Raw genomic sequence first — 22,341 nt, forward strand, 5'->3', positions numbered from 1 at the left:
AGTACCCTCCTCCTACTCGGCCAGCAGAATGTTTTCGTAGGGCATGTCGTATTCGGTGACCGGGCTGCTGAAGCCATGGAGCCGCTTGGAATGCGCCCAGATGCTCGGCACGTAGACCAGCGGCGCAATCGCGTCGTTGTCCCGCAGCCAGTCATAGACCTTCTGAATGGTCGGCTGGATCTGATCGCCGGTCGCGGCCATCGCCGCATTGATCAACGGATCGAGGTTGACCGGATCGGTGACCAGCTTGCCCTCGACGTCGTTGTGGAAGGTCGACAGGCACAGTCCGACGATCGAGCCGAACGGATCGTAAGGTGCGCCATAGGTCAGGAAGAAGCCGAGATCGTACTTCTGTTCGAGCATGTCCGTGTGCTTGGAGGCATGGTCAACCGAGCGGATGACGAGGTCGATACCGATCTCCTTCATCTCGGACTGGATGACCTCGGCAATCACACGTGATCCCGGCACGGCGTCCGGGCTGACGACCAATTCGAGCGTCAGCGGCTTGCCGTTCTTGGATCGGATGGGGCTTCCCGTCCAGCCGGCCTTTTCGAGCAGCGCCGATGCGGCCGCAGCATCCCGGACAGGTGCATCACTTTGCGTTCCGGCATAAGGCAAGGCGCCCGAGAACATGTTGCCGGCGGGCTTGGCGTAGCCATGGTAAAGCACCTTGGAAATCGCGGCGCGATCGATGCCGATGCTGACGGCCTTGCGCACTTGCGGATCCTTGAGCGCCTCAGCACGGTCGGGATTATAGGCCATCACCAGCGTGACGTTGCCCGGATCGACGACGACGTTGAAACCGGCCGCCTCAAGCTGCTTGCCCTCTTCCGGGGTCAAGGGCGCGATCCAGAACCCGCCGATCAGGTCGAGTTCCTCGGCACGCAATGCCGCAACCCGCGAACGGGCATCAGGGATAACCTTGGCTTCAAGGCGTTCATAGGACGGCAATTCGCCCCAGTAGCCTTCGTGATGCTCGAAGACGCTCTGGGTGTCGTCCGCGCTGATCTGACGCCACGGCCCGGTACCCACAGGCTCCTTGAACTTGCCGTCGGCACCTACGGATTTAGGCGACAGGAAGCGCGTCGGCCGCGTGTAGGAAAGTTCCTGCATGAGCGCGAGCACCGGCTCCTTGAAATGCAGGGTGACGTGGTAGTCGTCGACCACGTCGAGCGACTGGAAGTGCTTTGAGCAATTCATCCAGCTGAACTGGTCGATGCCCATCCAGCGCTCGAGATTCCATTTGCACGCGGCAGCGTCGAACTTGGTGCCGTCCTGGAATGTCACGCCCTCGCGCAACGTCAGATGCAGCGTCTTGCCGCCGTCTTCGATCTTCCAGTCGGTTGCCAGGCAAGGTTCGATCTGACCGCCCTTGCCGTATTTCACGAGCGGCTCGAACATGAGGTCCTGAATGGCCCAGATCGCGTAGTGACTCTGCGGATCGAGATTGCCGGCAGGCTTGGCGATGGCAACCCTGAGCGTGCCGGCGGCACCTTGCGCATAAACGATTTTCGACAAAGCACCCTGCGCCATGGCCAAGCCGATAGCGCCGGCCGTCCCTTGCAGGAACGTACGTCTATTTACTGACATGAGTTTTTTCTCCTCTTTGGCGCTCCCTGCGCCCGCCTAGACACCGCGGCCTCCACGCCGTTTTGTATAGACAAATTGACTGTGTCATGTATACAATCTTGCGTCAAGATCGCATTTTAGATTGTCGACATTTTAGCCGACAAAGCGGTATGCAGACGAGAATTGGGATGAGAATGCGCTGGCACAACCGACGTTATCGTCGCGTTTCGCCCGCGACGAAACGCTGTTGGCGCGAATCCTGGCAGCTGCGACGCCATTCCACCTCAACAATATCGGCAGAACTTGTATACAATGCGAGTGGAGTTGAATGCTGACGAGACCATCGGCTTCCGGAAGAAGGAGGCCGCACAATAAGGTGCGCTGATCGGCGTTGCCCGCCCGATAGGCAGGCCCAAGATAAATGCGCGGGCCGAGTTCGGTCGCCGCAATCGTTCATGTGTGGTTTTGGATGGAATCTCGACAACGGCGGCCTGCGTATGCGGCCGCCGTTGGTATCATCAAGCGTATCGTAGCCGTTGCAGGAATGGGAGCGCTCGCAACGGCGGGTCGGCCTCAGGCTTTGCCGATACTGCCGAACACCAGACGCCCCTGGTGGAAGGTGGCGGTGCGCGCCGGCACGCGAGCCACCGCCTCCGCGGAGCAACTCGCACCGACAAGCGTGAAGGCGGCGTCATCTCCGGCAATTGGCCAGGCGCGTTTGCCTTCATCATCCAACGGCAAAACGCCGCCGGTGGCGATGGCCATGGCCCGTGACAAGTGGAACTCATCCGACCCGCGATAAAGCTGCGCGTAGAAATAGGCCTTTTCCAGCATGTCGCCGCTGCCGAACGGCGACCAGTGATCGATGACACTATCCGTTCCGGTCATCACGAACACGCCCGCCTTGCTCAATTGTGGCAATGGCATCATCAGAGCACCAAGCGGGACCGTCGAGGCGATCGTCATCTGATTTTCCGCCAGGCGGGAGGCAGTCTCCTCCAATGCTTCAGGAGCCAGTGTAGTCAGGGCAAAGGCATGACTGATGGTTACCTTGCCACGCAGCGCGGGATTCTTCTCCGTGGTCTCGATCATGTAGTTGATCGCCGCCATCCCCGCCGGACTGGTTTCATGCAGGTGGATGTCTACCCCTTTGCCGGTATCGAGGGCAATCTGGAACATGGCGTCGAGTGACTTCTCCATCGCCCCATCGACATTGGTCGGATCGAGCCCGCCGACATAGTGCACGCCCATCTGCATCGCTTCGCGCATCAAGCCGTCGACCTTGGAATGCAACAAACCGTGTTGTGGGAAGGCGACAATCTCGCAGACGAAGTCATCGCGGTGATTTTCCAGCGCGCGCTGCAGGTGTTCAAGGCTTTTCAGGCCACTGACCGGATCGATGTTGCAATGGCTCCGCGCGACGGTGCTCCCCTTGGATTGAAGCAGCGCGATCAGGCCCTCGGCTCGCTGCTGCGAGGTGGGCAATAATTGGGGGATCAGCTTTTCTTCCAGCGCAATCATGTCCATGATGGTCTTGCCTTGGCGCGGCCGCGGCGCCTGCCAGGGACCACCGTAAAAGGTCTTGTCCAAATGGATGTGCATATCGCGCATGGCCGGCAGCATCAGTTGGCCATGCGCCTGATAGCGCGCGACACCGCTGGGCAGCGTTGCGTTCGCGGGATGAAGCGCGGCGATCTTGCCGTCCTTGATCTCGACGGTGTACAGCGCGGTGCGGGTGCCGATGACGGTGTCGCCGTCATATTCGAAACCTTCTTCCAGCCGCACGTCAGCCAGCAGGTAGTGACGATCCGTCAGCATGTTTGCTCCAATCTCGGCAACAGGTTCGGCCGTATTCGCAGATACCTCGTGAGCCAGTCCGCCAGTCAGCCCGACGACCGCGCAAGCGGTGGTCAGCTTCCCCGTTTGGCCGAGAAATGCCCGGCGGCTTTGCGACAGTGTCTGTTCCAACATCGTTCCCTCATCATGGGTTTGGAGTTTGCGTAATGATGACAATTCGATTTGCACGGACAGCCTGTAGCTGTCGCATCTTGCCGAGCTATGGGACAAGATGTGCTACGGTTGCAGACTGCAAAACGTTGCCGTTTCGGCCGAATTGATCACTTCTTGGGAAATGGGCGTGAGAACCATCCGTTGATCAATGATGGGGTGGCACGCCGATACGAGATCACCGGACTTGTCGCGGGGATAAGCGTAGGCGCCAGCCTTCGAGGTCCGAAAGCCACCGCTCACCAATGCCTCGGCGAGCTTGACGGCTGCCGCCACGCCGTCGATGACGGGGACCCCCGTTTCGCGCGATAGCCAATTGCACAATTCTGCCATGCCGGCGCACCCAAGGACGATGGCATCGACACCATCCTCGCGTATCGCAGCGCGCGCCTCATCGAGGAGTTTCGCGCGCGCGATTGCCGGGTCGGTTTCGAGTGCTAGTACCGGCAGGTCGACCGAGCGCACACGGCGGCAGCGCGAGGCAGCGCCGTAGTGCGCCACAAGATCCTCAATCACCGGCACCGACCTCGGCAGCGTGGTGATCACTGTGAAGCGGGTCGCTACGGTTACTGCGACCTGCACCGCCGCCTGGCAGATACCGATGACGGGACCGGAGGCAACCTCGCGCGCAGCGGCAAGGCCGGGATCATCAAAGCAGGCTATCACGTGCACCGATGCGCCCCGCTTCTCGGCGGCACGGATCGCGGCCAGCATCGCAGGCACGGCCATCGCCTCGTCCGCGTAGCCTTCGATCGAGGCGGGCGTGTCCGTTGCGGTCTCCGCCTCGATGACTGTGCCCTCCGATCGCGCTGCCTCGGCCGCACGTGCGATTTGGTCGGTCATTGAGGATGTCGAATTCGGATTGATGACGTGTATGCGGATCATCGGGTGGCTCTCTCTGGCCTGGGGTTCACTTGTGCAAACTCGAAGCGCAGTAGCTCTTCCGGCTTTTTAAGTTCGAACTGGCGATCTGAAGTGATGTAGTTGTCGGCATGCAGCCTGGCGATCGGCTGGTAGGTCTCCGGATTCGCATAGCGCCCCTCGGCATCAAGGCACCGATCCTGGATATGCATGTGCACGACTTTGCCGATGACGAGCACGCGCTTGTGATAGTCGAGGATGCGGTCGACCTTGCATTCGAAGCTGCAGGGACTTTCGGCGATGCGGGCGACGTCGATCTGGTCACACGGCACCGGTGTCAGACCGGCAAAATCCAGTTCATCCACTTCTGAAGCGAAGTTGACACCACAGACGATCATCGCCTCGGCGAGCGCCATGTCGACCATGTTGACAACGAACTCGCCGGTTCGGCGGATGTTCGAGACAGTGTCCTTCTCATCACCATTGCCGCGGTTCTGGATGCCGAGCACAACCAAAGGCGGCTCGTGGGCAAACACGTTGAAGAAGCTCATTGGCGCCGCATTGTTGTGTCCGGCCGGCGACCGGGTTCCAACAAGCGCGATGGGGCGCGGACCAATGAAATTGGTCAGCAATCGATAACGATCGGGAGGGGGTAGCATGGTGAAATCGATATTCATGTCCGGTTCTCCTCCATGACCGTTCAAACGCTTATCACTGCGCCGACGCACGGCGCGTCGACCGGCTGGGACGCCCGAGCGTGCAGCCGCAGGCACGGCAAACACCCACGCACAGGAGAACCTCGCCGAGCTTTTCGCACGGAAACCGGTGTATCTGGCACGTTGCTCTCCCGGCGTCGCCGAATACCGTCTTTGATTTATATCGCATCCATTTTTGTGTCAATATTGCATCCAATTAATGCATACAATATTATGAGTCAATCTCAGAGGCGTGCCTGCGCCACATTGCCGGCGCGAACCGCTGGCACAAAGGAATGCTTGGGAAGACGTTTTAACTAATGCGCTGCCGCGAAAAGGTCACAACGATGTTGCCAATCACCGACTGCGTGTTTCGTTAAATCGCATTCGATGTAAAAACATGCAGCAATTCAGAGTGCTACAGCGACCTTTGCGCGTCTAATAAGACGCGCGGCGCTGTAGGTGCGTTGCTCGACGCGAGGGTATAAGCGAGAGTGACATACGGCGCGCGCCGAAATCTGCTCACCTACCGTCCAATCTGAAGAGGCAAATTGTATACTATATATGCATAATATTGTATTATGTTATGAGTGCAGCCGTCAAAGCTCTACAGCGACCTTTGCGCGGCCAATAAGACGCGCGGCGCTGTAGGAGTCCTGACTTTCGTCCGCGCATGGAAAACGGGCATTGACGTCCAGCAGGGAGCGCCAGTGATCACGCTGGTCACAAGGCAGCAAAACGGTCTAAAGGCCCTCTTCTTTTGCGTAGGCAGCCAGGAGATCCGGCAAGTCGTTTTCCGAGTTGCTTTTCAGCAGAGCGCGCGTTGTGATGGCCCCGATGTGATGGTCCATCAATTTGCACGCCTTTTCGCGATCGTTCCGTGCAAGTGCGGCAATCAACTCGCGGTGCTCCGACACGGCGCAATCGGACGAATGAGGGCGACCATAGAGCGACAAAATCATGGACGAGCGCGAGACGAGCTCGGTAACGTATCGCGATAGGATGGCGTTCTCCGTCAGCTGTGCGAGCAGGACGTGAAACTCACCGGCGAGTTGGATCGAGGCCGACGGATTGTCGAGCCTTGCCTTGTCTTCGGCGTCGACGTGCGCTTCAAGCTCCTTGATCTTCGGGGCCGTCAGACTGCCGATCAGGCTATCGACGACCAACGTCTCCAACGCTCGGCGCACGGCAAAGATATTATGCCCTTCCTCCAGACTGGGGTGGCTGACGCATGCTCCCTTGTTCGGCCGCAATTCGATCAGACCCTCACCGTTCAGTCGCGCCAGAGCCTGCCGCACGATCGTGCGGCTGACGCCCAGCCGCTCACCGATCGAATCCTCGGGAAGTTTCGTGCCCGCAGCGAATGCTTGGTCGAGGATGGCACGCTTCAAGATACGATAGACCGCATCTGACTTGGGGACCGCCGATCTTGCATTGCTGTCGCTGGGTTTGGGAGTCATGATTTTCCTCGAAAATAGCCAAAGCGTGCGATTGATACCGATTGCCAAGCGTTGGATCGCAAACAACTATCACCACGCAAGCCGAACCGTAAAGCCGCGGTCGGCGGCCCGCTGAACCGGCAGGTTAGGCCGTTGCATAGTGACGGCTCGACCGATCGCGGCCCGCCACTGCGAACACCAAATTCCCGACTTTTCGCCTTTCATCGAAAAAGCTTCATTCGATGGCCGGCAAATCGCCAGCCAATTCGCCGCCATTCACAACCACGCGGCCGCGCCGGATGACGGTGCGCCTATGCGGCGTCAGGGCAACGGCTTCCGCCAACGTGCGCGCGGGCACCAGCACCAGGTCGCCGAAGCAGCCTTCAGAGAGACCGTAACCGCCGAGACCGATACCTTCAGCACCACCGAAAGTGCAGATGCGGGCGGATTCTTCGAGATCAACATCGTTGGTCATACCGTTGCGTTGCGCCAGGTACTTCGCCCGCTCCAGCATGTCACCATTTCCAAACGGCTCCCAGGTCCCCTGAATGCCGTCAGAACCGGAGGCAACCGTGAGACCGCATTGGCGCATCAGTCGCAATGGCAATGCCGGGGCAGAGGGACTGCCGACGGTCATCACCGCGATGCGTTCTGCAGCGAGCTGGCCGATTAACGCGCTTTGCCGTGGGGCGTCGAGCGTCCCGAGGCAATAGGCGTGGCTCACCATCACCTGCCCCTGCAGCGACAAGGCGCGGGTCCGTTCGACGATGAGTTCAAGACAATAGGCACCGAGGTCGCCCGGTTCATGCAGATGAATGTCGACAGGTTTTCCGTGACGATCCGCGAGCGCGAAGATTGCATCGAGATGACGCACCGGATCGCGCTCGATCGTGGCGGGGTCGATGCCGCCGACGATATCGGCGCCGGCCTTCAAGGCCGCATCCATCAACTCAAGCGTCCCCTCGCGCGGCAGCATGCCGCTTTGCGGGAAAGCCACAATCTGTACATCGACCAGATCGCGCATTGCCTCGCGTGTTTCCAGCACGCCTTCGACATTGGCGATGCCGATCTCGGTGTCGACATCAACGTGGCTGCGAATGCTCAAAACGCCATGGGCGAGCGTCTGAAGGATCTGACGGGCCGATTGCCGGCGGGCGTTGATGCCAAGCTCGCGCTTGGCATTGCGGTCGGCCAGGATTCGGTCGTTGCGGGTCGGACCGACCCGGTTCTCGAACCAGTCCATGCCGACAAGTGTCTTGTCGAGATGCGTATGTGCCTCGACAAGCCCTGGCAAGGCGACATGTCCGGTCGCGTCGATCTCGGCCACCGGACGGGGACAATCTGCCGCAACAAACCGACCGTCTCGGATGAGAAGGTCCTTAACAGGCCCACCGAAGGGGCGGGCATTACGGATAAGAAGGTCTGCAGTCATTGTAGATCCTCAATTGTCCAAGCGCCTTACGTGCGATCACTAAGTCCGGCCCGCGCCATCGCCAGCCGAAAAGCGCGCAGGGCACGGTCGAGGATCGCGTCTTCGTCCTGGCCGACGAGGCGTCGCCCGCGCATCAGAACACGCCCGCCGACGATGGTGGTGTCCACGTCCGCCCCATTGGCGAAGCGAGCAAGGCGCTGCACCGGATCGTGCGGTGGCCAGAGATGGGGCTGACGCATATTCACAAGGACGATATCGGCGCGCTTGCCGGTTTCAAGCGAGCCGAGTTCATCATCCATCATCAGGGCGCGCGCGCCGTCGATCGTCGCCATCTCCAGCAGCCGCAGCGGCGGCAGCACGGTATCATCTGAGAAATGGCGCGCGTGGTAGCGATGGGCCTGGAACATGTTGCGGAACATGTCGAAGGACCGATCGGGCGCCGCGGCATCGGTGCCGAGCGAAACCACTATGCCGTCCTCCATCAGCTCCGGTGCCGGGCAGCGGCCATAGACCGACATCAGCGCACTCGGATTGTGCGCAACCTTGGCACCGGTCCGCTTCAGGACCGCCCGGTCGGCCTCGGTCAGGTCTATGCAATGGGCAAGGAGCGACCGCTCGTCAAAGAGACCAAGTCGCGCATCGTTGGCGGCGATGGATCCGTCGCGATGACCGTCCTGCACCAGAAGGCTTCGCCTCTCACGCGCGCGGTCGCGGACCTTGCATGCAATCCTGTATACCGTTTCCCCGCGCAGTTCCTGCTCATCGAAAACCGGTAGCGAAAACACGACCTGCAACCGGTCGTCGCGTCCAACCCAGGCATCGACCAACTCGGTGGCCACGTCTATCTGCCGGTCTGGGGAGACGACGATGTCGTTGTGGGACGTCGGCGTATACTGGCGATACACGTGATTTTGCCCGGACCGGTTCGGCCCCACGGCCAGAACCTCACGCACTCCCATGGCGGCAACCGAAGCGAGATGCGCCTCCGCCGCCTCCGGTGCCTCGGTGCGCATGATATCCGGGCCGCCGCCGAACAGCAGCGCCGCAGTCGTCGTGCCGCACTTGATCCTCTCTGCCGCCGACAGCGCCGCTTCCGCTGCCCAGAACTCAGGGTCGGTCGCAGTCGCGTAAATGCGGCCGGTCACGTCCATCCAGTCCTCGGCTGCACTGCCCAACCCTTTGGTCAGCATATGTCCGGCATGAGCGTGTGTGTCGATCAGCCCAGGCATCGCGACCATGCCGGCAGCCTCGATGCGCTCGGCCTGCCATTCTCCGGCAAAGCTTCCCTCGCCGATGGCGCCGATGCGCCCGTCCTCGACCAGAACATGGCCGCGCTCAAGAACGCGACGGTCCGCGTCCATGGTAACGATCGTGGCGTTTTCAATCAGCAGTGCATTCGTCATCGGAAGTTCCCTTTCCGGCTGTCGGGCCTGGCGTTCTTTTTTGAGAAGCGTCGCCAAAACCACTTTTGCCATCTTGATATTGTTTGCATCAGATGTACACTATTACTGGGAACATTCGTATCCAATAACACAGATATTATGTATACGCTAAACGGGAGAAACCAGTGAAAACCTCTTTGAAGACCCTCTTGGCGGGTCTCGCCCTTGTGGCGCCGCTTTCCGCCCCCGCCCTCGCCGAGACACTGCGCTGGGCTTCATCCGGCGATGTCATTTCCTACGACCCCAACGCACAGGTCGACAGCTTTACCCAAAGCGTACACCATATGGTTTTCGACCCTCTGGTGCGCCGTAACAAGGACCTGAAGCTCGAGCCGGCGCTCGCCACCTCCTGGGAGGTCATCGAGCCGACCCGCTGGCGCTTCAAGCTGCGCCAGGGCGTGAAATTCCATGAGGGCCAGCCCTTCAACGCCGACGACGTCGTGGCGACCATCCAGCGCCAGATCGACCCCGGCGCGCGCAACCGCGAGAACCTTTCAACCGTCGTCGGCGTCGAGAAGGTCGATGAATACACTGTCGACCTCATCCTGCGCGGACCCTATCCGCTGCTCCTCAACGACCTTGCCGCCATCTACATCATGAGCAAGCCCTGGATGGAGGAGCACGACGCGCTCAAGCCGGGCAATGCTTCGACCGGAGTCGTCACCTATGCCAACAACCATGCCAACGGCACGGGTGCCTTCAAGCTGAAGACCTACGAACCGGATTCGCGCTCGGTCTTCGAAGTGAACAAGGACTGGTGGGATAAGCCGCAGCACAATCTGGACGAGGTCGAGTTCCGTCCGATCGCCTCCGACGCGACCCGCGTCGCGGCGCTGCTATCGGGTGAAGTCGACATGATTGCGCCCGTTCCGTTGCAGGACGTCGACCGCATCGCCGCCACCGATGGGCTGAAGGTCGTCGAGAACCCGTCGCTGCGCACCATATTCTTCATTTTCAGCTACCGGCCGGAACTTCATGCGACCCCCGGCAAGCCCAATCCGCTGCTCGATGTGCGGGTGCGCCAGGCCCTGTGGCACGCGATCGATACCAACACGATCCAGAAGCGCCTGATGCGCGGCAAGTCGCGTACGGCCGGGATGCTCGTCGCACCGGCGGTGACCGGCTACGACGAAACCATCGACGTGCCGCTTCCCTATGATGTCGACAAGGCCAAGGCGCTGCTGGCCGAGGCCGGTTATCCGGATGGTTTCAAAACGGGGCTCGCCTGCCCCAATGACCGCTACATCGCCGACGAGCAGATCTGCCTTGCGGTCGCCTCCATGTGGGCGCAGATCGGCGTCCAGGCCAATGTGAGTGTCGAGAGCAAGACGACCTATTTCCCGCGTACGGACAAGGGTGAGTTCGACGTCTATCTTCTCGGCTGGGCTTCGCTGCCGCCGATGGACGGCTTCAGCCCGTTGCAAGCGCTGCTGGCGAGCAATGACGGCACCTTCGGCGGCAGCAACGCCGATGGGCTCTCCAATCCCGAGATCGACAAGCTGGCCTATGCCGCAGCCGTTGAACTCGACGAAACCAAACGCGTCGAGATGCTGAAGCAAGCCTTCCGCATCACCCATGATCAGGTATTCTACCTGCCGCTGCACCAGCAGCCGGTCGCCTGGGCGATGAGCAGCAAGCTCGACATGCCGCAGTTCCCGGACGAGTACGTGCGTCCGTGGTTCGCACAGATGAAGAAGTAGTCGGGATTCTCCCAAGGCGCAGTCCCGGCAAGCGAAGCCTGCCGGGACTGCGCTCAAACCGGGTCAACCCTTCCGCGTCGCTGGCGGCGCGGAGGACGCGGGAGCGCAACAGCCCGGTTTTCGCCCCTTCGGGCAAGATCGCTCCCTCAAGGACTATCCGATGATCAGACTCTTTTCAGTCAGGTTGCTTCAGGCCATCCTCGTGATGGTCGCAGTGACTGCCATTGCCTTCGTCATGTTCCGCTTCGTCGGCGATCCCGTCGCCTCGATGGTGCGCGAAGGCGCAACCCAGGCAGAAAAGGACGCGGTCCGTGTCGCTCTCGGCCTCGACAGGCCGGTCGTGGTGCAGTTCGTCGATTTCGTCGGCCATGTGCTGACCGGCGATCTCGGCACGAGCTACCGCTACCAGCAGCCTGTGACCAGCCTGTTGCTCAGCCGTCTTCCGGCCACGCTGGAACTGGTTGTCGTCGCCACCGTGCTGGCCCTGTCGCTCGGCATTCCGCTCGGAGTGCTCTGCGCGCTAAAACCGCGTTCCCTTCTCTCCCGGCTGACCCAGTCTGCGACACTGGTCGGCATTTCGATGCCCACCTTCGTCACCGGCCTGCTGCTGATCCTGGTTTTCGCAGTGAACCTGCGCTGGTTGCCGTCCTCCGGACGCGGAGACCTCGTCGATATCGGTTTTTGGGAGACCGGCTTCCTCACCCTTTCGGGCCTGAAGTCGCTGATCCTGCCGTCGATCACGCTGGCGCTGTTCCAGCTCACGCTGATCATGCGGCTGGTGCGCTCGGAGATGATCGACGTGCTGTCGTCGGACTATATCCGCTTCGCCTTCGCCCGTGGCCTGCCGCGCACCTATATCTACGGGCGGCTCGCTCTACGCAACGCGCTGATGCCGGTCGTCACCGTTACGGGCCTGCAGATCGGCCAGCTCATCGCCTTCGCCATCGTCACCGAGACAGTGTTCCAGTGGCCGGGCATGGGCCTGCTCTTCACGAATGCCGTCGGCTATCCCGACGTGCCGGTGTTGGCTGCCTACCTTCTGTTCGTCGGCTTCCTGTTCGTCATGATCAACATGATCGTCGACATTCTCTACACCTTCATCGATCCGCGCCTGAGGACACGATAATGGCTACGCAATCCCTGATGCGCCGGCTTCCGCCGGTTTCCGTGATGATCGCCAGCCTGGTGCTCTTCATCATGCTGACCCTCGTCATCTTCGCCCCGCTGATCGCGCCGATGGATCCTCGCGACGTCTCATCCTATTCGCTGATCGACATGGAAATCCCCCCGGCGTTCATGGAGGGTGGTGATCCCCGCTTCCTGCTCGGCACCGACAACCAGGGCCGCGACCTCGTCTCGGTCATCCTGTTCGGGCTCAGGATCTCCGTCGTCATCGGCGTCGGCGCGGTGGTCTTCGCGGCCGTGGTCGGCGTCGTGCTCGGTCTCGTCGCCGGCTTCTTCGGCGGCGTGATCGATGGCATCGTTATGCGCATTGCCGATGTCTTCGTCAGTTTCCCCACCATCCTCGTCGCGCTGCTCATCAGCGGCATCGCCCGTGCGCAGCTCAGCGCCGAAACGATGCTTGCCTGGGCGCCGCTGGTGTTGATCTTCTCCATTGCCGTCAACGAATGGGTGCAATATGCCCGAACCGTGCGCGCCTCGACCATGGTGGAAGTCGCGCGCGACTACGTGCGCGCCGCCAAGGTCATCGGCCTGCCATCCGGCCGCATCATGGGCCGCCACATTCTACCAAACATCATGAGTTCGGTGATGGTCATCGCCACCATCAACCTTGCGGGCGCGATCCTGACGGAGGCGACGCTCTCCTTCCTCGGCGCCGGCATGCCGCCGACCTATCCCTCGCTCGGTACGTTGATCCGCATCGGCAATCAGTTCCTGTTCTCCGGCCTCTGGTGGATTGCGGTGATGCCGGCGACTGTACTGGTCGTCCTTGTGCTGGCCGTCAACGTGATCGGCGACTATTTGCGCGACCACTTCAACCCGAAACTGATGGTTCGCTGAGATGACCGAAACCACGCTCCCCGTCCTCGACATCCGCAATCTCTGCGTCGAGTATCCGCTGGCCAACGGCAGCACGCTTAAGGCCGTCAAGAACACCGATCTCATGATCCGGCCCGGCGAAATCCACGCCCTCGTCGGTGAATCCGGCGCCGGCAAGACCACTGTCGGCAACGCGCTGATGGGTCTCTTGCAGGCCCCCGGCAGAATCGCATCCGGCTCCATCGTCATCGCCGGTAAGCAGATCGACCTACGCACCGGCCGCACCGAAGGCATTGTGCCCGGACGCGATGTCGGCGCGATCTTCCAGGATCCGATGACGAGCCTCAACCCGCTCTTCACGGTGGAAAGCCAGCTCTGCGAAGGCATGCTCACCCATCTAAAGCTTTCGTCCAAGGAGGCGAAGGCCCGCGCGCTGGAACTGATGAAGGCCGTCGGTATTCCGGAGCCCGAACGCCGGCTCAACAGCTATCCGCACCAGCTTTCCGGCGGACAGCGCCAGCGCGTGGTCATCGCCACCGCACTCGCATGCAATCCGCAGCTTATCGTCGCCGACGAGCCGACGACGGCGCTGGACGTCTCGGTGCAGGCCCAGATCCTCAAGCTCATCCGCGATCTTGCGGACGAGCGCGGCGTCGGCATTCTGCTCGTCACGCATAATATGGGTGTCGTCGCCGAGATCGCCGACCGCGTCACCATCATGCAGAACGGCGCGGTGGTGGAAAGCGGGCCGACGCGCGAGGTGCTGACCGCGCCGAAGGCGCCCTATGCCCGCACGCTGATCGCCGCCGTGCCGCCCATCGAAACACGCCTTGAGCGTCTACCGGTCCCAAGTGAGGAAACGCAGGTGTCGCTCGACGCCCGCGCCACCGTGCGCCGCAAGAGTGCAAAGAGCGAGGCGGGCAGCCGTGACGACGTGGTACTCTCCGTGCGCGACCTTGCTGTGGAGTATGGCAGCCGCTCGTTGATCCCCGGCCGCAAGGCGTCGGTCTTCAAGGCGGTCAAGGGCGTCTCGTTCGACGTCCGGCGCGGCGAGATTTTCGGCCTCGTCGGCGAATCCGGCTGCGGCAAGACCACCGTCGCCAACTCCATAGCCGGCCTCGTCACCCAGAGTTCGGGCACCATCGATTTTCAGGGAACGGCGCTCGGCGCCCGACGTGAAAAATCGGTGCGCCAGTCCCTGCAGATGGTGTTCCAGGACCCCTATTCGGCACTCAACCCGCGCCTGCGTATCAACTCCGCGATTGCGGAGCCCATCCTGTTCTACAAGCTCGCCTCCAATGCGCAGGAAGCCCGGCAGGACGCCACGACGCTGCTCGAAGCTGTCGGCCTTCCCGCCGACGCCGGCGCGCGCTTCTCGCACGCTTTCTCCGGCGGTCAGCGCCAGCGGATCGCCATTGCGCGCGCTCTCGGGCCGCGCCCTTCGCTGCTCATCTGCGACGAGCCGACCTCCGCGCTCGACGTCTCGGTGCAGGCGCAGCTCCTCAACCTCCTGAAAGATCTGCGCGACCTCGCCGGCCTCTCCATGCTGTTCATCAGCCACGACCTCGCGGTGATCCGTCAGATGTGCGACCGCGTGGCCGTCATGAAGTCAGGGCAGATTGTCGAGCTTGCCGATACCGAAACGCTCTTCACCGCGCCGCAACACGAATATACCCGTGAGCTTCTTCGCCTTGCCCCGTCACTTGAGCGCATCCTGGGCGCGAACTCGCCTCGGCCTGGCCGTGGATGGCAAAACGGATGAGAATCTCCCCTTGCCGGCACGCCGTTCTCGATGCCGCCCAGCTTGAAGCCGATCTCATGATCGACTGGTCAGGTTTGCGCGATACGCTGGAAACGCCGCGCGTCTTCCGCGTCACAGCCGAGATACGGATTTGATTGAATGAATCCCGTGCACGGCGTGGCTTTGCTGCTGTGCCGAAGTTATTGCACGTCGCGAACGAATTGGTGCACCACTGCGCGCATGCCTTTTCGGGTCACCGCAATAAAAAGAAGACGTAAAGGAAACACCCGATCATGCCGAAATCAACCCAGCCCGCGACGGGCCGGCAATGGATGCTGCTCATCCTCGTCTTGCTGGTTGCTGTCAATTTGCGGCCGTTTCTCACCGCACCGGGGCCCGTGCTGTCCGAGATCGTCGCCGAAACCGGAATGGGATATGGCAGTCTGGCCTTGCTGACGCTGCTGCCGATGATGCTGATGGGCGTCGGCGCCTTCGTGTCGCCCTCGCTGCAGGCCAGGATCGGCACGCGCCGCGGTATTCTCATCGCCCTGCTTGTGCTAGGCGCCGGCTCCCTGCTGCGGCTCGTCGCGCCCGGCGGCGCAGCGTTGGTGACAACCGCCGCCCTTTGTGGCGCCGGCGCCGCCTTCATCCAGGCGGCCTTTCCCGGCATCATCAAGGCGGAATTTCCCCAAAGCATCCCGGTTGTCACTGGACTCTATTCCGCGTTCCTGATGGGTGGCGGGGCCTTAGGCGCGCGGCTGACGCCACTTCTCGTCAATCACGGTTACGGCTGGCGCCCAGCGCTGGCCTGGCTCGCGGCGCCCGCACTTGTCGCTCTCTGCGCCGCATGTTTCATCCTGTCGGACTCGCGCAGCGACCGTCCAGACAAAGCGCTCACCGGCAGATTGCTCCGCCGGCCTCGTACATGGACGCTTATCGTCGCCTTCGGGTTGGTCAACGCCGGTTACTCCTCCGCCGTCGCCTGGCTGGCCTCCTATTACCAATCTCTTGGCTGGAGCAGCGGCGACAGCGGCAATCTCGTGGCATTGATGGCAATCTGTCAGGCAGCGGCGGCCCTCGCCCTGCCGGTTCTTGCCCGCCGCAGCATCGACCGGCGAGCGTTCCTCCGCATGACGCTGGCGATGCAGGCAGTCGGCTTTGCCGGTTTCGCTTTCATGCCGCAGGCAGCGCCCGCCGTCTGGGCAGCCTTGTGCGGCGCCGGCCTCGGCAGCAGCTTCTCGTTGGCGATCGTCACCGCCCTCGATCACCTGCCGCGGCCGGAGGAGGCGGGCGTGCTGGTGGCGTTGATGCAGGGTGGCGGTTTCCTGATCGCGTCCCTCGGCCCCTTCGCCACCGCATTCCTGCACGACGTCAGCGGCAGCTTCGCCCCTGGCTGGGTGATGCATCTTCTCTGCGTCGCCAGCGTGTTCTTCCTTTACATGCGCTTCAACCCATCACGCTATGCGCAAGCGATGCAATCACCGATCTGAGCGAAAATGATTTGCTCTGAATCGGCGGTGGCACTTTGGCCTCGTCACGTTCGGTCGACGTTGATGCCTCGGACCTCGCACAGGACGGGTGTCGAAACAGCTTGCCTCTCGAGATACCAAGGCACTGGACATGCCGCCATTTTGTATGCAATTCGAGGTGACAATCACCAGGATTTGGAGAAATCAGAATGGCAAAGAAAGAGAGCGATGTAGGCGGTGGCCGCGCTCAGGCCGTTCATCGTGTCCTGAAACGCGCAATCCTCGACCAGGCGCTTTCGCCAGGATCAAAACTGCCGGAAGATTCTATCGGCGAACGGCTTGGTGTCAGCCGAACCCTGGTCCGCGAGGCGCTGGTTCGCCTTAGCCAGGAGGGATTGGTCGAGTTACGCCCGAACAAGGGGGCGATGGTTTCACGGCCGACGCTCGAAGAAGGGCGCAATCTGTTCCTTACTCGGATGGCGCTGGAACGGCTCGTGGTGGAAACACTTTCGGGCAAATTGACCAGCGAGCAAATCGACGTGCTTTCCACGCATATTTCGCTCGAGGAAGCCGCTAAGAAGGAGCGGGCTCCGTCGATCCGGCTGGCGGGCGAGTTCCATACCCTCCTTGCGCAGATGACGAACAACACGAGCCTAATTCGTTACGTGAACGAACTGGTCGCCCGAAGTTCCCTGATCCTCGCGCTCTATGGCCGACCGCATTCTTCGGAATGCGCCGTATCGGAACACCGGGACCTTCTGGACAACTTGATTGCTGGCAAGACCGACGAGGCGACCACCCTTATGGGGCATCACCTCGAGTCGGTTACGACACGCGCACTCCTTCCCACGGATGGCGACAGAAACATCAAGGAGGTGCTGTCCGCCTACGCAGCGGCGGAGGGCCTTGCCTAGAGCATTTCCAGGAAAAGTGCGAAGCGGTTTTCCGCCAGGAAATGCGTAAAAACAAAGAGTTATGGCGTTTGTGCGGTTCCGTCTGAAGCGGAAGCGCACTAGACGAAACAGGGTGAGACGGGTGACGACCTCGTATCCCTGAGCGCTGCGCTCCGACACGTCAGGATCGCCGGATCACCCAGACTGAGCCGCAAGAGCAGGAAGACGACGAGGATGACCGGCACCACGCCAAGCATCCTCCTTGCAACGTAGCCTGGCGTGCAACTCCAACCAGATTGAATGCATTTCTCCTATAATCTTGTATTCAATCCGCACAAAGCCACCGAAAAGTACGGAACTCTCCGCCGAAACAGCCAATACCCTAACCTTTCCCGGACGGCCTGTAGCCAATGAAGAGCATGCTGCAAGACCCAGCGGGCGCCTTCCGGCCCCCATGCGCGTGTGGAATTTCGTCCCTCCTTGCCTCAGCGCACAATGAGAAACACTCCGCTGACGATGGCAAAACTCAGAACGGCAACGCGAAGACCGCGTCCGCCGATACGATGATGCGCCAACCTGGAGACCGCGCTTCCAAGCAGGACGGCGGGTGTCAAATAGAGTGCCGCAAGCAGCTGCTCAAAACCCAGTCGTCCGGAGATAGCCAGCACGACCAGCGACATCACCTCCCCGACGAGAAAGCAAAAGGCGACCGTTGCACGCAAGACCGGTGCCTTGGCATGCTGGTAGAGCAAGGCGAGAGGTGGGCCGCCGATGCCGGTGGCGGTTTCGGTGACCCCCGTGAACAGGCCGACACCGAGGGCGCTCGGTTTGTTCGGCGTAAACGGTGGGGCAACAAGAGCGGCGGCGGCGGCAATCACCGTGAAAATACCGACCGCAAGGTCCAGCTGGTCGAGTGAAAGCGCGGCCAGCAACCAGAGACCGGCGAACGTTCCAGCAAACCGGCCAACGGTGATCCAGGTCGCGCCCGACCAGTCGACGTGCGCGCGCTCGCGCAGCGCGACATGCAGATTGAGCGGCAGCATCAACAGGAGCAGTGTCACTGGAAGCAGTTCAGGCTTCAACATCCCGACGACCGGCGCGACAATCAGGGCAAAGCCGATCCCGAGTGCGCCCTGGATGAACGCGGAGACGAACGTCACGATGGCCAGAATGGCGATAAGGCTCATGCTCATTGATAGTGCCCAAGACCGCGATGCGTTTCGGAGAGCGGGTGAATTCTCTGGATCGGCGCTGCCGCGATAGCAGTAGCGGCCGCGCCCCTTATCTCCGCCAACAATGCCCGGGCATCCCAGTCGATGGGCCAGCCTTGCCAAAGCCTGAGGCGCCCGCCGGTGAAGACGGCATCGATCTGGTCGCGATTGCCGTAGCGGACAAGCTCCCACATGAGATCGTGCGAGGGGGTAAACTCCGGGCGGTCGAGATCGACGAGCAGGAAGTCGGCGGCAAGGCCTTCGACAATTGAACCGGTTACCGCCGATAGGCCCACGACGTTCGCAGCGCCGGATGTCGCACGATCCAGCCAGAGTGAGCCGCCACCGCAGGACGAATCTCCCGTAGCAAGGCCAATGCCCGCGCGCTGCAAGCCTTCGCCCGCATCCATGAGCCGAAACCCGTCGGCGCGGGTACCGTCGGTGCCCAGCCCGAAGCGGATGCCGAGGGCTGCCATATGCAGCGCTGGCGCCACCGCATTGCCCTTCCACAGACTTGCCACTGGATTGTAGGCGACGGCGGTGTCGGTTTTCCGCAAGAGGTTGAGTTCATGCGGTGTGACGAGCGTTGAATGCGCCAGCAGAACCTGGGGGCCGAGGGCCCCCAGGTGGTCCAGGTGTTCGATTGGCCGGCGGCCCCTCGCCACCAGCGAACGTTCCACGGCAACGAGATGTTCGTTGACATGGGTCTGGAACACGACCCCGGCCGCGGCCGCCATGTCGGAAACCGCCTTCAACATCGCATCGCTGGCGGCTTCCGGAATGGATATCGCCAGAGAGGGATGGATCAGCGGATCACTGCCAAAGGTCGACAGGTGCTCCTCGGCCTGTTGCAGGATGACGTCTGGTTCAGGGATGTGCGCGGCGCCGCCAAGATCATTGCAGATAAAGCCGACGACGCTGCGAAGCCCGACTTCGCGCGCGGCGCGCACGAGCGCGCCGATATGGCCCTGCGAACGGGTGCCGGCATCGACGGCGGTGGTGAACCCACCGCGCAGACACTCCAGTGCGGCGAGCTTGGCAGAGAGATAGACCATTCGCTCGTCCAGACTGCCTTCCAGCGGCACCCAGATCCGCCGAAAGATCTCGGACGGCTCCCCGAATACCAGGGCTTTGCCGAGTGACTGGGTCAGGTGCGTATGGGTGTCGACGAAGCCGGGCATCAGCAGATGACCCGGCAGGTCGGTCGGCGCGAGCTCCGGATAGTCCCTGGTTATCGCCTGCGCCGTGTCGACCCTGTGAAATTTGCCGGCGCGTATGACGACGGCCATACCGGCCCGTGGCCCTTCCGGCAGCAGGATGTAACCTGGACGCAGAAGCAAATCATCGGTTGTCGACAGTTTTGGGCGGATTGCGGTCACTCGTTTGCTCCCTGGGCAGTGGATTGCAGTGATGGCGCCGATGCCGCAGTGCCGGCGCCATAGTGGGAAAAGAAGGCGTTGACGACGACGGCCGTGATGGTGCCAGCGGCAAGCCCGTTGCCGAGGACCATCTGCGTCCATTGCGGAAACTGGCTGTAGACGCCCGGCACCAGGATCGGCAGAAGGCCGATCGACAGGGCTGAGGCCAGGGTGAACATCGGACCGTGTTCGCGCAGATCGACACGACGCAAAAGGTCGATCCCGATGACGCCGATAATCGAGAAGACGATGACCGCCGTGCCGCCGACGACAGCACCAGGCAACGCCGTGGCCATGCGTCCGACCGGCGCGACGAGAGCGATCAGGACGAGAATTGCGCCCGCCATGGCGGTTACGTAGCGCGACTTGACATTGGTGGCGCGCACGATGCCGACGTTCTCGCCGCTGGTGATGATCAAGGACGTGCCGAACAGGCCGCCGACGAGAGACATCAACGCATCGCCGCGAATGGTTGCCGGAACGATCGCATGCACATCTCCCCTACGCCCGACGATCTCGGCGGTGGCGATGGTCTGACCGGTCGCCTCCGCCATCGAAATGATCGAGAAGACGATGAGAGGCACGGCGGCGATAAGATCGAACTTCGGCATGCCGAACGGAAACAGCTGCGGAACGGCGACGACCGGGCCGACGAGGACGCCGGACAAATCCATATGGCCGAGGGTGAGAGCGACGAGTGAACCGCCTACCAGACCGAGCATGACGGCAAGCCGCTGAAGCGTACCGCGAAAGACGCGCGCAGCGACGACCGTCAGAATGATGGTGATCAGGGCCAGACCAACCTCGATCGGCGCCGCGAAGCCTTCAGTTCCGGGCTTGCCGGTGATCGTCACGCCATAGATGCGCACGAGATTGACAGAGACCAAGAGCAGCATCGTTCCGACGACGATTGGCGGAAAGTAGCGCAGCAGCCGGCGAAAGACGGGCAGCGCGAGAAAATAGAAGATGGCCGTCACAATGACAGCGCCCACCGCCGTCTGGACATCGGTCTGCTGCGCAATCACCAGGAAGATGGCGATCGGCGCGCCGCCCGGTACCATGACAAAGGGCAAGCGCGCGCCAAAACCCTTCGGACCAAAGCTCTGGAGCATCGAACCGAGGCCGCAGACAAAAAAGGTTGCGCTGATGAGCGAGACCGTCACCGCCTCGGAAAAGCCAAGAGCCTTGCTCACCAGAAAAACGGCGGTGATAGGAGACGCCGCCATCACCAGGACGTGCTGAACGCCAAACAAGACCAGGCTGCGCAATGGCAGCCTTTCATCGGCCGGATCGACCACTCCATTCATTTCATTTTGCATCATTTCCTCCTCCCGGCCTCCTCAAGCCGTCATGCAAATCGTTTTGCATGACGCGACTCGTACCATGGAATCTCGGGAATGCAAATCGTTTTGCAGAGTGCCGGCGACATGCTAAGACGGGCAAACTGGAGGCATCATGGGAAAACCTACTATCGCCGACCTAGCCAAGGCGGCGGGCGTGTCTGTCACCACCGTGTCGCACGCGTTTAGCGGGCGCCGCTATGTTGAGCCGGAAACACGCAAGCGCATCGAGGCACTCGCACACGCAATTGGCTACAGGCCCAACCACCGTGCGCAACGCTTGCGAACCGGAAGGGCCGGATCGATCGCGCTCGTCTCATCGATGCCATTCGCGGTTGCTGCTGGTCCCTCGCGCCTGGGTTTCCTGATGGAGATCGCCGCGGCCGCCGCCGTCGCAGCCTTTTCGCGCGGCATCGCGCTGTGCCTCGTGCCTCCACTTGGTCCGAGCGACAGCCTGGACGCGCTTGAAGTGGATGGCGCCATCGTCGTCGAGCCGGAACTCAATGATCCGGTGCTGGATTTCTTCTTCGATCGGGGCGTGGATGTCGTCTCCATCGGACGCGCGCCCGGTCGGGACGACCTTCCCTTCGTGGATCTGCAGAGTGGGGCAACGGCCCACCTAATGCTCGATCACCTGCTCGCAGGCGGCGGTCGCGTCGGGCTGATAACCGGCGTGCAAAGACGCAATTCCTATATCGAGATGGAAACCATCTATGCGGAGCGCATGGCGAAAGCCGGGCTCTCACCCCTTGCCGTTCGCGTTGACGAACGGGGGGGCGAACAGGCCGCGGCCGTGGCCGCCGAAGCTCTCCTGCGGGCGGACCCCACCATTTCTGCCCTATGCGTGCCGGTCGACGCCTTTGCGACCGGCGTTCTGGACGCGGCACGCTCCGTCGGACGCAAGGTCCCCCAGGACCTCCGCCTTGCGACCCGTTATGACGGCATGCGTGCCAAGTTGGCCACCCCGCCCCTCACGGCGGTTAATCTTCATCTCGATCAGGTGGCGGCGGCGGCAGTCGATCTGCTCCTGGCCCGTCTGGGCCACCACGACCACGAACCAGGCGTTGTGTCGCCACCAACGCTGGTGCCGCGAGCTTCGTCGGGGGCGTCACCGGTGTAGGTT

Annotated in this window: 18 protein-coding genes; 8 read left to right on the top strand and 10 right to left on the bottom strand. The window is 61.7% G+C overall.

What is annotated here, in order from left to right; genetic code table 11:
- Nucleotides 1-12: 12 nt before the first annotated feature.
- The 7 genes from J3R84_RS35540 to J3R84_RS35570 form a co-directional block, all read right to left on the bottom strand.
- Nucleotides 13-1,590, bottom strand: coding sequence for a nickel ABC transporter substrate-binding protein (locus J3R84_RS35540; protein ID WP_203527509.1), 1,578 nt, complete (start codon nt 1,588-1,590; stop codon nt 13-15).
- A 552-nt stretch (nt 1,591-2,142) separates the two neighbouring features.
- Nucleotides 2,143-3,540: an amidohydrolase family protein gene (locus J3R84_RS35545; RefSeq protein WP_225906219.1), complete on the bottom strand. Its 1,398-nt coding sequence runs from the start codon at nt 3,538-3,540 to the stop codon at nt 2,143-2,145.
- Between the two features lie 102 nt (nt 3,541-3,642).
- Nucleotides 3,643-4,458 (bottom strand): aspartate/glutamate racemase family protein, encoded by an 816-nt coding sequence (locus J3R84_RS35550; RefSeq protein ID WP_272502220.1) that lies wholly within the window; start codon nt 4,456-4,458, stop codon nt 3,643-3,645.
- On the bottom strand, nt 4,458-5,114 hold the full coding sequence (locus J3R84_RS35555; protein ID WP_203527586.1) for a flavin reductase family protein: 657 nt from the start codon (nt 5,112-5,114) through the stop codon (nt 4,458-4,460). The genes J3R84_RS35550 and J3R84_RS35555 overlap by 1 nt, the downstream gene beginning before the upstream one ends.
- Before the next feature lie 761 nt (nt 5,115-5,875).
- Nucleotides 5,876-6,592, bottom strand: coding sequence for a GntR family transcriptional regulator (locus J3R84_RS35560; protein ID WP_025430345.1), 717 nt, complete (start codon nt 6,590-6,592; stop codon nt 5,876-5,878).
- Between the two features lie 214 nt (nt 6,593-6,806).
- On the bottom strand, nt 6,807-8,003 hold the full coding sequence (locus J3R84_RS35565; protein WP_203527504.1) for an amidohydrolase: 1,197 nt from the start codon (nt 8,001-8,003) through the stop codon (nt 6,807-6,809).
- A 26-nt stretch (nt 8,004-8,029) separates the two neighbouring features.
- A complete protein-coding gene (locus J3R84_RS35570) occupies nt 8,030-9,406 on the bottom strand; it encodes an amidohydrolase family protein (RefSeq protein WP_203527502.1) in 1,377 nt (458 codons plus the stop codon).
- A 164-nt stretch (nt 9,407-9,570) separates the two neighbouring features.
- Between J3R84_RS35570 and J3R84_RS35575 the strand changes: the two genes are divergently transcribed.
- From J3R84_RS35575 to J3R84_RS35605, 7 genes are all read left to right on the top strand, one after another.
- The gene (locus tag J3R84_RS35575) at nt 9,571-11,145 is read left to right on the top strand and encodes an ABC transporter substrate-binding protein (RefSeq protein WP_203527500.1); all 1,575 of its coding nucleotides are present in this window, start codon (nt 9,571-9,573) and stop codon (nt 11,143-11,145) included.
- 160 nt (nt 11,146-11,305) lie between these two features.
- Nucleotides 11,306-12,271 carry an ABC transporter permease gene (locus J3R84_RS35580; RefSeq protein ID WP_057221085.1) on the top strand — a complete coding sequence of 322 codons (966 nt, stop codon included), beginning with the start codon at nt 11,306-11,308 and terminating at the stop codon, nt 12,269-12,271.
- A complete protein-coding gene (locus J3R84_RS35585; RefSeq protein WP_025430350.1) occupies nt 12,271-13,167 on the top strand; it encodes an ABC transporter permease in 897 nt (298 codons plus the stop codon). The genes J3R84_RS35580 and J3R84_RS35585 overlap by 1 nt, the downstream gene beginning before the upstream one ends.
- 1 nt (nt 13,168) lies before the next feature.
- Nucleotides 13,169-14,908, top strand: coding sequence for a dipeptide ABC transporter ATP-binding protein (locus tag J3R84_RS35590; RefSeq protein ID WP_203527498.1), 1,740 nt, complete (start codon nt 13,169-13,171; stop codon nt 14,906-14,908).
- Entirely contained in the window at nt 14,905-15,042 is a 138-nt protein-coding gene (locus J3R84_RS35595) for a hypothetical protein (protein ID WP_156408056.1), read from the top strand. The genes J3R84_RS35590 and J3R84_RS35595 overlap by 4 nt, the downstream gene beginning before the upstream one ends.
- A gap of 138 nt (nt 15,043-15,180) precedes the next feature.
- Nucleotides 15,181-16,377, top strand: a complete 1,197-nt coding sequence (locus J3R84_RS35600) for a cyanate transporter (RefSeq protein WP_203527497.1) — start codon at nt 15,181-15,183, stop codon at nt 16,375-16,377.
- Between the two features lie 188 nt (nt 16,378-16,565).
- Nucleotides 16,566-17,270, top strand: a complete 705-nt coding sequence (locus tag J3R84_RS35605) for a GntR family transcriptional regulator (protein WP_025430353.1) — start codon at nt 16,566-16,568, stop codon at nt 17,268-17,270.
- 464 nt (nt 17,271-17,734) lie between these two features.
- Here J3R84_RS35605 and J3R84_RS35610 read toward each other — a convergent pair whose 3' ends face one another.
- From J3R84_RS35610 to J3R84_RS35620, 3 genes are read right to left on the bottom strand one after another with little or no spacing between them, the layout of a single operon-like run.
- Complete coding sequence (locus tag J3R84_RS35610; RefSeq protein ID WP_057216871.1) at nt 17,735-18,442, bottom strand: sulfite exporter TauE/SafE family protein; 708 nt, start codon at nt 18,440-18,442, stop codon at nt 17,735-17,737.
- Entirely contained in the window at nt 18,439-19,839 is a 1,401-nt protein-coding gene (locus J3R84_RS35615) for an amidohydrolase (RefSeq protein WP_203527496.1), read from the bottom strand. Before J3R84_RS35615 ends, J3R84_RS35610 begins: the two co-directional genes overlap by 4 nt.
- Nucleotides 19,836-21,197, bottom strand: coding sequence for a uracil-xanthine permease family protein (locus J3R84_RS35620; protein WP_225906218.1), 1,362 nt, complete (start codon nt 21,195-21,197; stop codon nt 19,836-19,838). Before J3R84_RS35620 ends, J3R84_RS35615 begins: the two co-directional genes overlap by 4 nt.
- Before the next feature lie 136 nt (nt 21,198-21,333).
- On the opposite strand from J3R84_RS35620, the gene J3R84_RS35625 reads away from it, so the two are divergent.
- On the top strand, nt 21,334-22,338 hold the full coding sequence (locus J3R84_RS35625; RefSeq protein WP_025430357.1) for a substrate-binding domain-containing protein: 1,005 nt from the start codon (nt 21,334-21,336) through the stop codon (nt 22,336-22,338).
- Nucleotides 22,339-22,341 lie beyond the last annotated feature (3 nt).

Source organism: Ensifer canadensis (assembly GCF_017488845.2).
Taxonomy (GTDB): Bacteria; Pseudomonadota; Alphaproteobacteria; order Rhizobiales; family Rhizobiaceae; genus Ensifer; species Ensifer canadensis.

Coding starts and splice junctions, on each gene's coding strand:
- J3R84_RS35540 (WP_203527509.1), bottom strand. CDS start 1,590: ATGTCAGTAAATAGACGTACGTTCCTGCAAGGGACGGCCGGCGCTATC.
- J3R84_RS35545 (WP_225906219.1), bottom strand. CDS start 3,540: ATGTTGGAACAGACACTGTCGCAAAGCCGCCGGGCATTTCTCGGCCAA.
- J3R84_RS35555 (WP_203527586.1), bottom strand. CDS start 5,114: ATGAATATCGATTTCACCATGCTACCCCCTCCCGATCGTTATCGATTG.
- J3R84_RS35560 (WP_025430345.1), bottom strand. CDS start 6,592: ATGACTCCCAAACCCAGCGACAGCAATGCAAGATCGGCGGTCCCCAAG.
- J3R84_RS35565 (WP_203527504.1), bottom strand. CDS start 8,003: ATGACTGCAGACCTTCTTATCCGTAATGCCCGCCCCTTCGGTGGGCCT.
- J3R84_RS35570 (WP_203527502.1), bottom strand. CDS start 9,406: ATGACGAATGCACTGCTGATTGAAAACGCCACGATCGTTACCATGGAC.
- J3R84_RS35580 (WP_057221085.1), top strand. CDS start 11,306: ATGATCAGACTCTTTTCAGTCAGGTTGCTTCAGGCCATCCTCGTGATG.
- J3R84_RS35585 (WP_025430350.1), top strand. CDS start 12,271: ATGGCTACGCAATCCCTGATGCGCCGGCTTCCGCCGGTTTCCGTGATG.
- J3R84_RS35590 (WP_203527498.1), top strand. CDS start 13,169: ATGACCGAAACCACGCTCCCCGTCCTCGACATCCGCAATCTCTGCGTC.
- J3R84_RS35595 (WP_156408056.1), top strand. CDS start 14,905: ATGAGAATCTCCCCTTGCCGGCACGCCGTTCTCGATGCCGCCCAGCTT.
- J3R84_RS35600 (WP_203527497.1), top strand. CDS start 15,181: ATGCCGAAATCAACCCAGCCCGCGACGGGCCGGCAATGGATGCTGCTC.
- J3R84_RS35605 (WP_025430353.1), top strand. CDS start 16,566: ATGGCAAAGAAAGAGAGCGATGTAGGCGGTGGCCGCGCTCAGGCCGTT.
- J3R84_RS35610 (WP_057216871.1), bottom strand. CDS start 18,442: ATGAGCATGAGCCTTATCGCCATTCTGGCCATCGTGACGTTCGTCTCC.
- J3R84_RS35620 (WP_225906218.1), bottom strand. CDS start 21,197: ATGCAAAATGAAATGAATGGAGTGGTCGATCCGGCCGATGAAAGGCTG.
- J3R84_RS35625 (WP_025430357.1), top strand. CDS start 21,334: ATGGGAAAACCTACTATCGCCGACCTAGCCAAGGCGGCGGGCGTGTCT.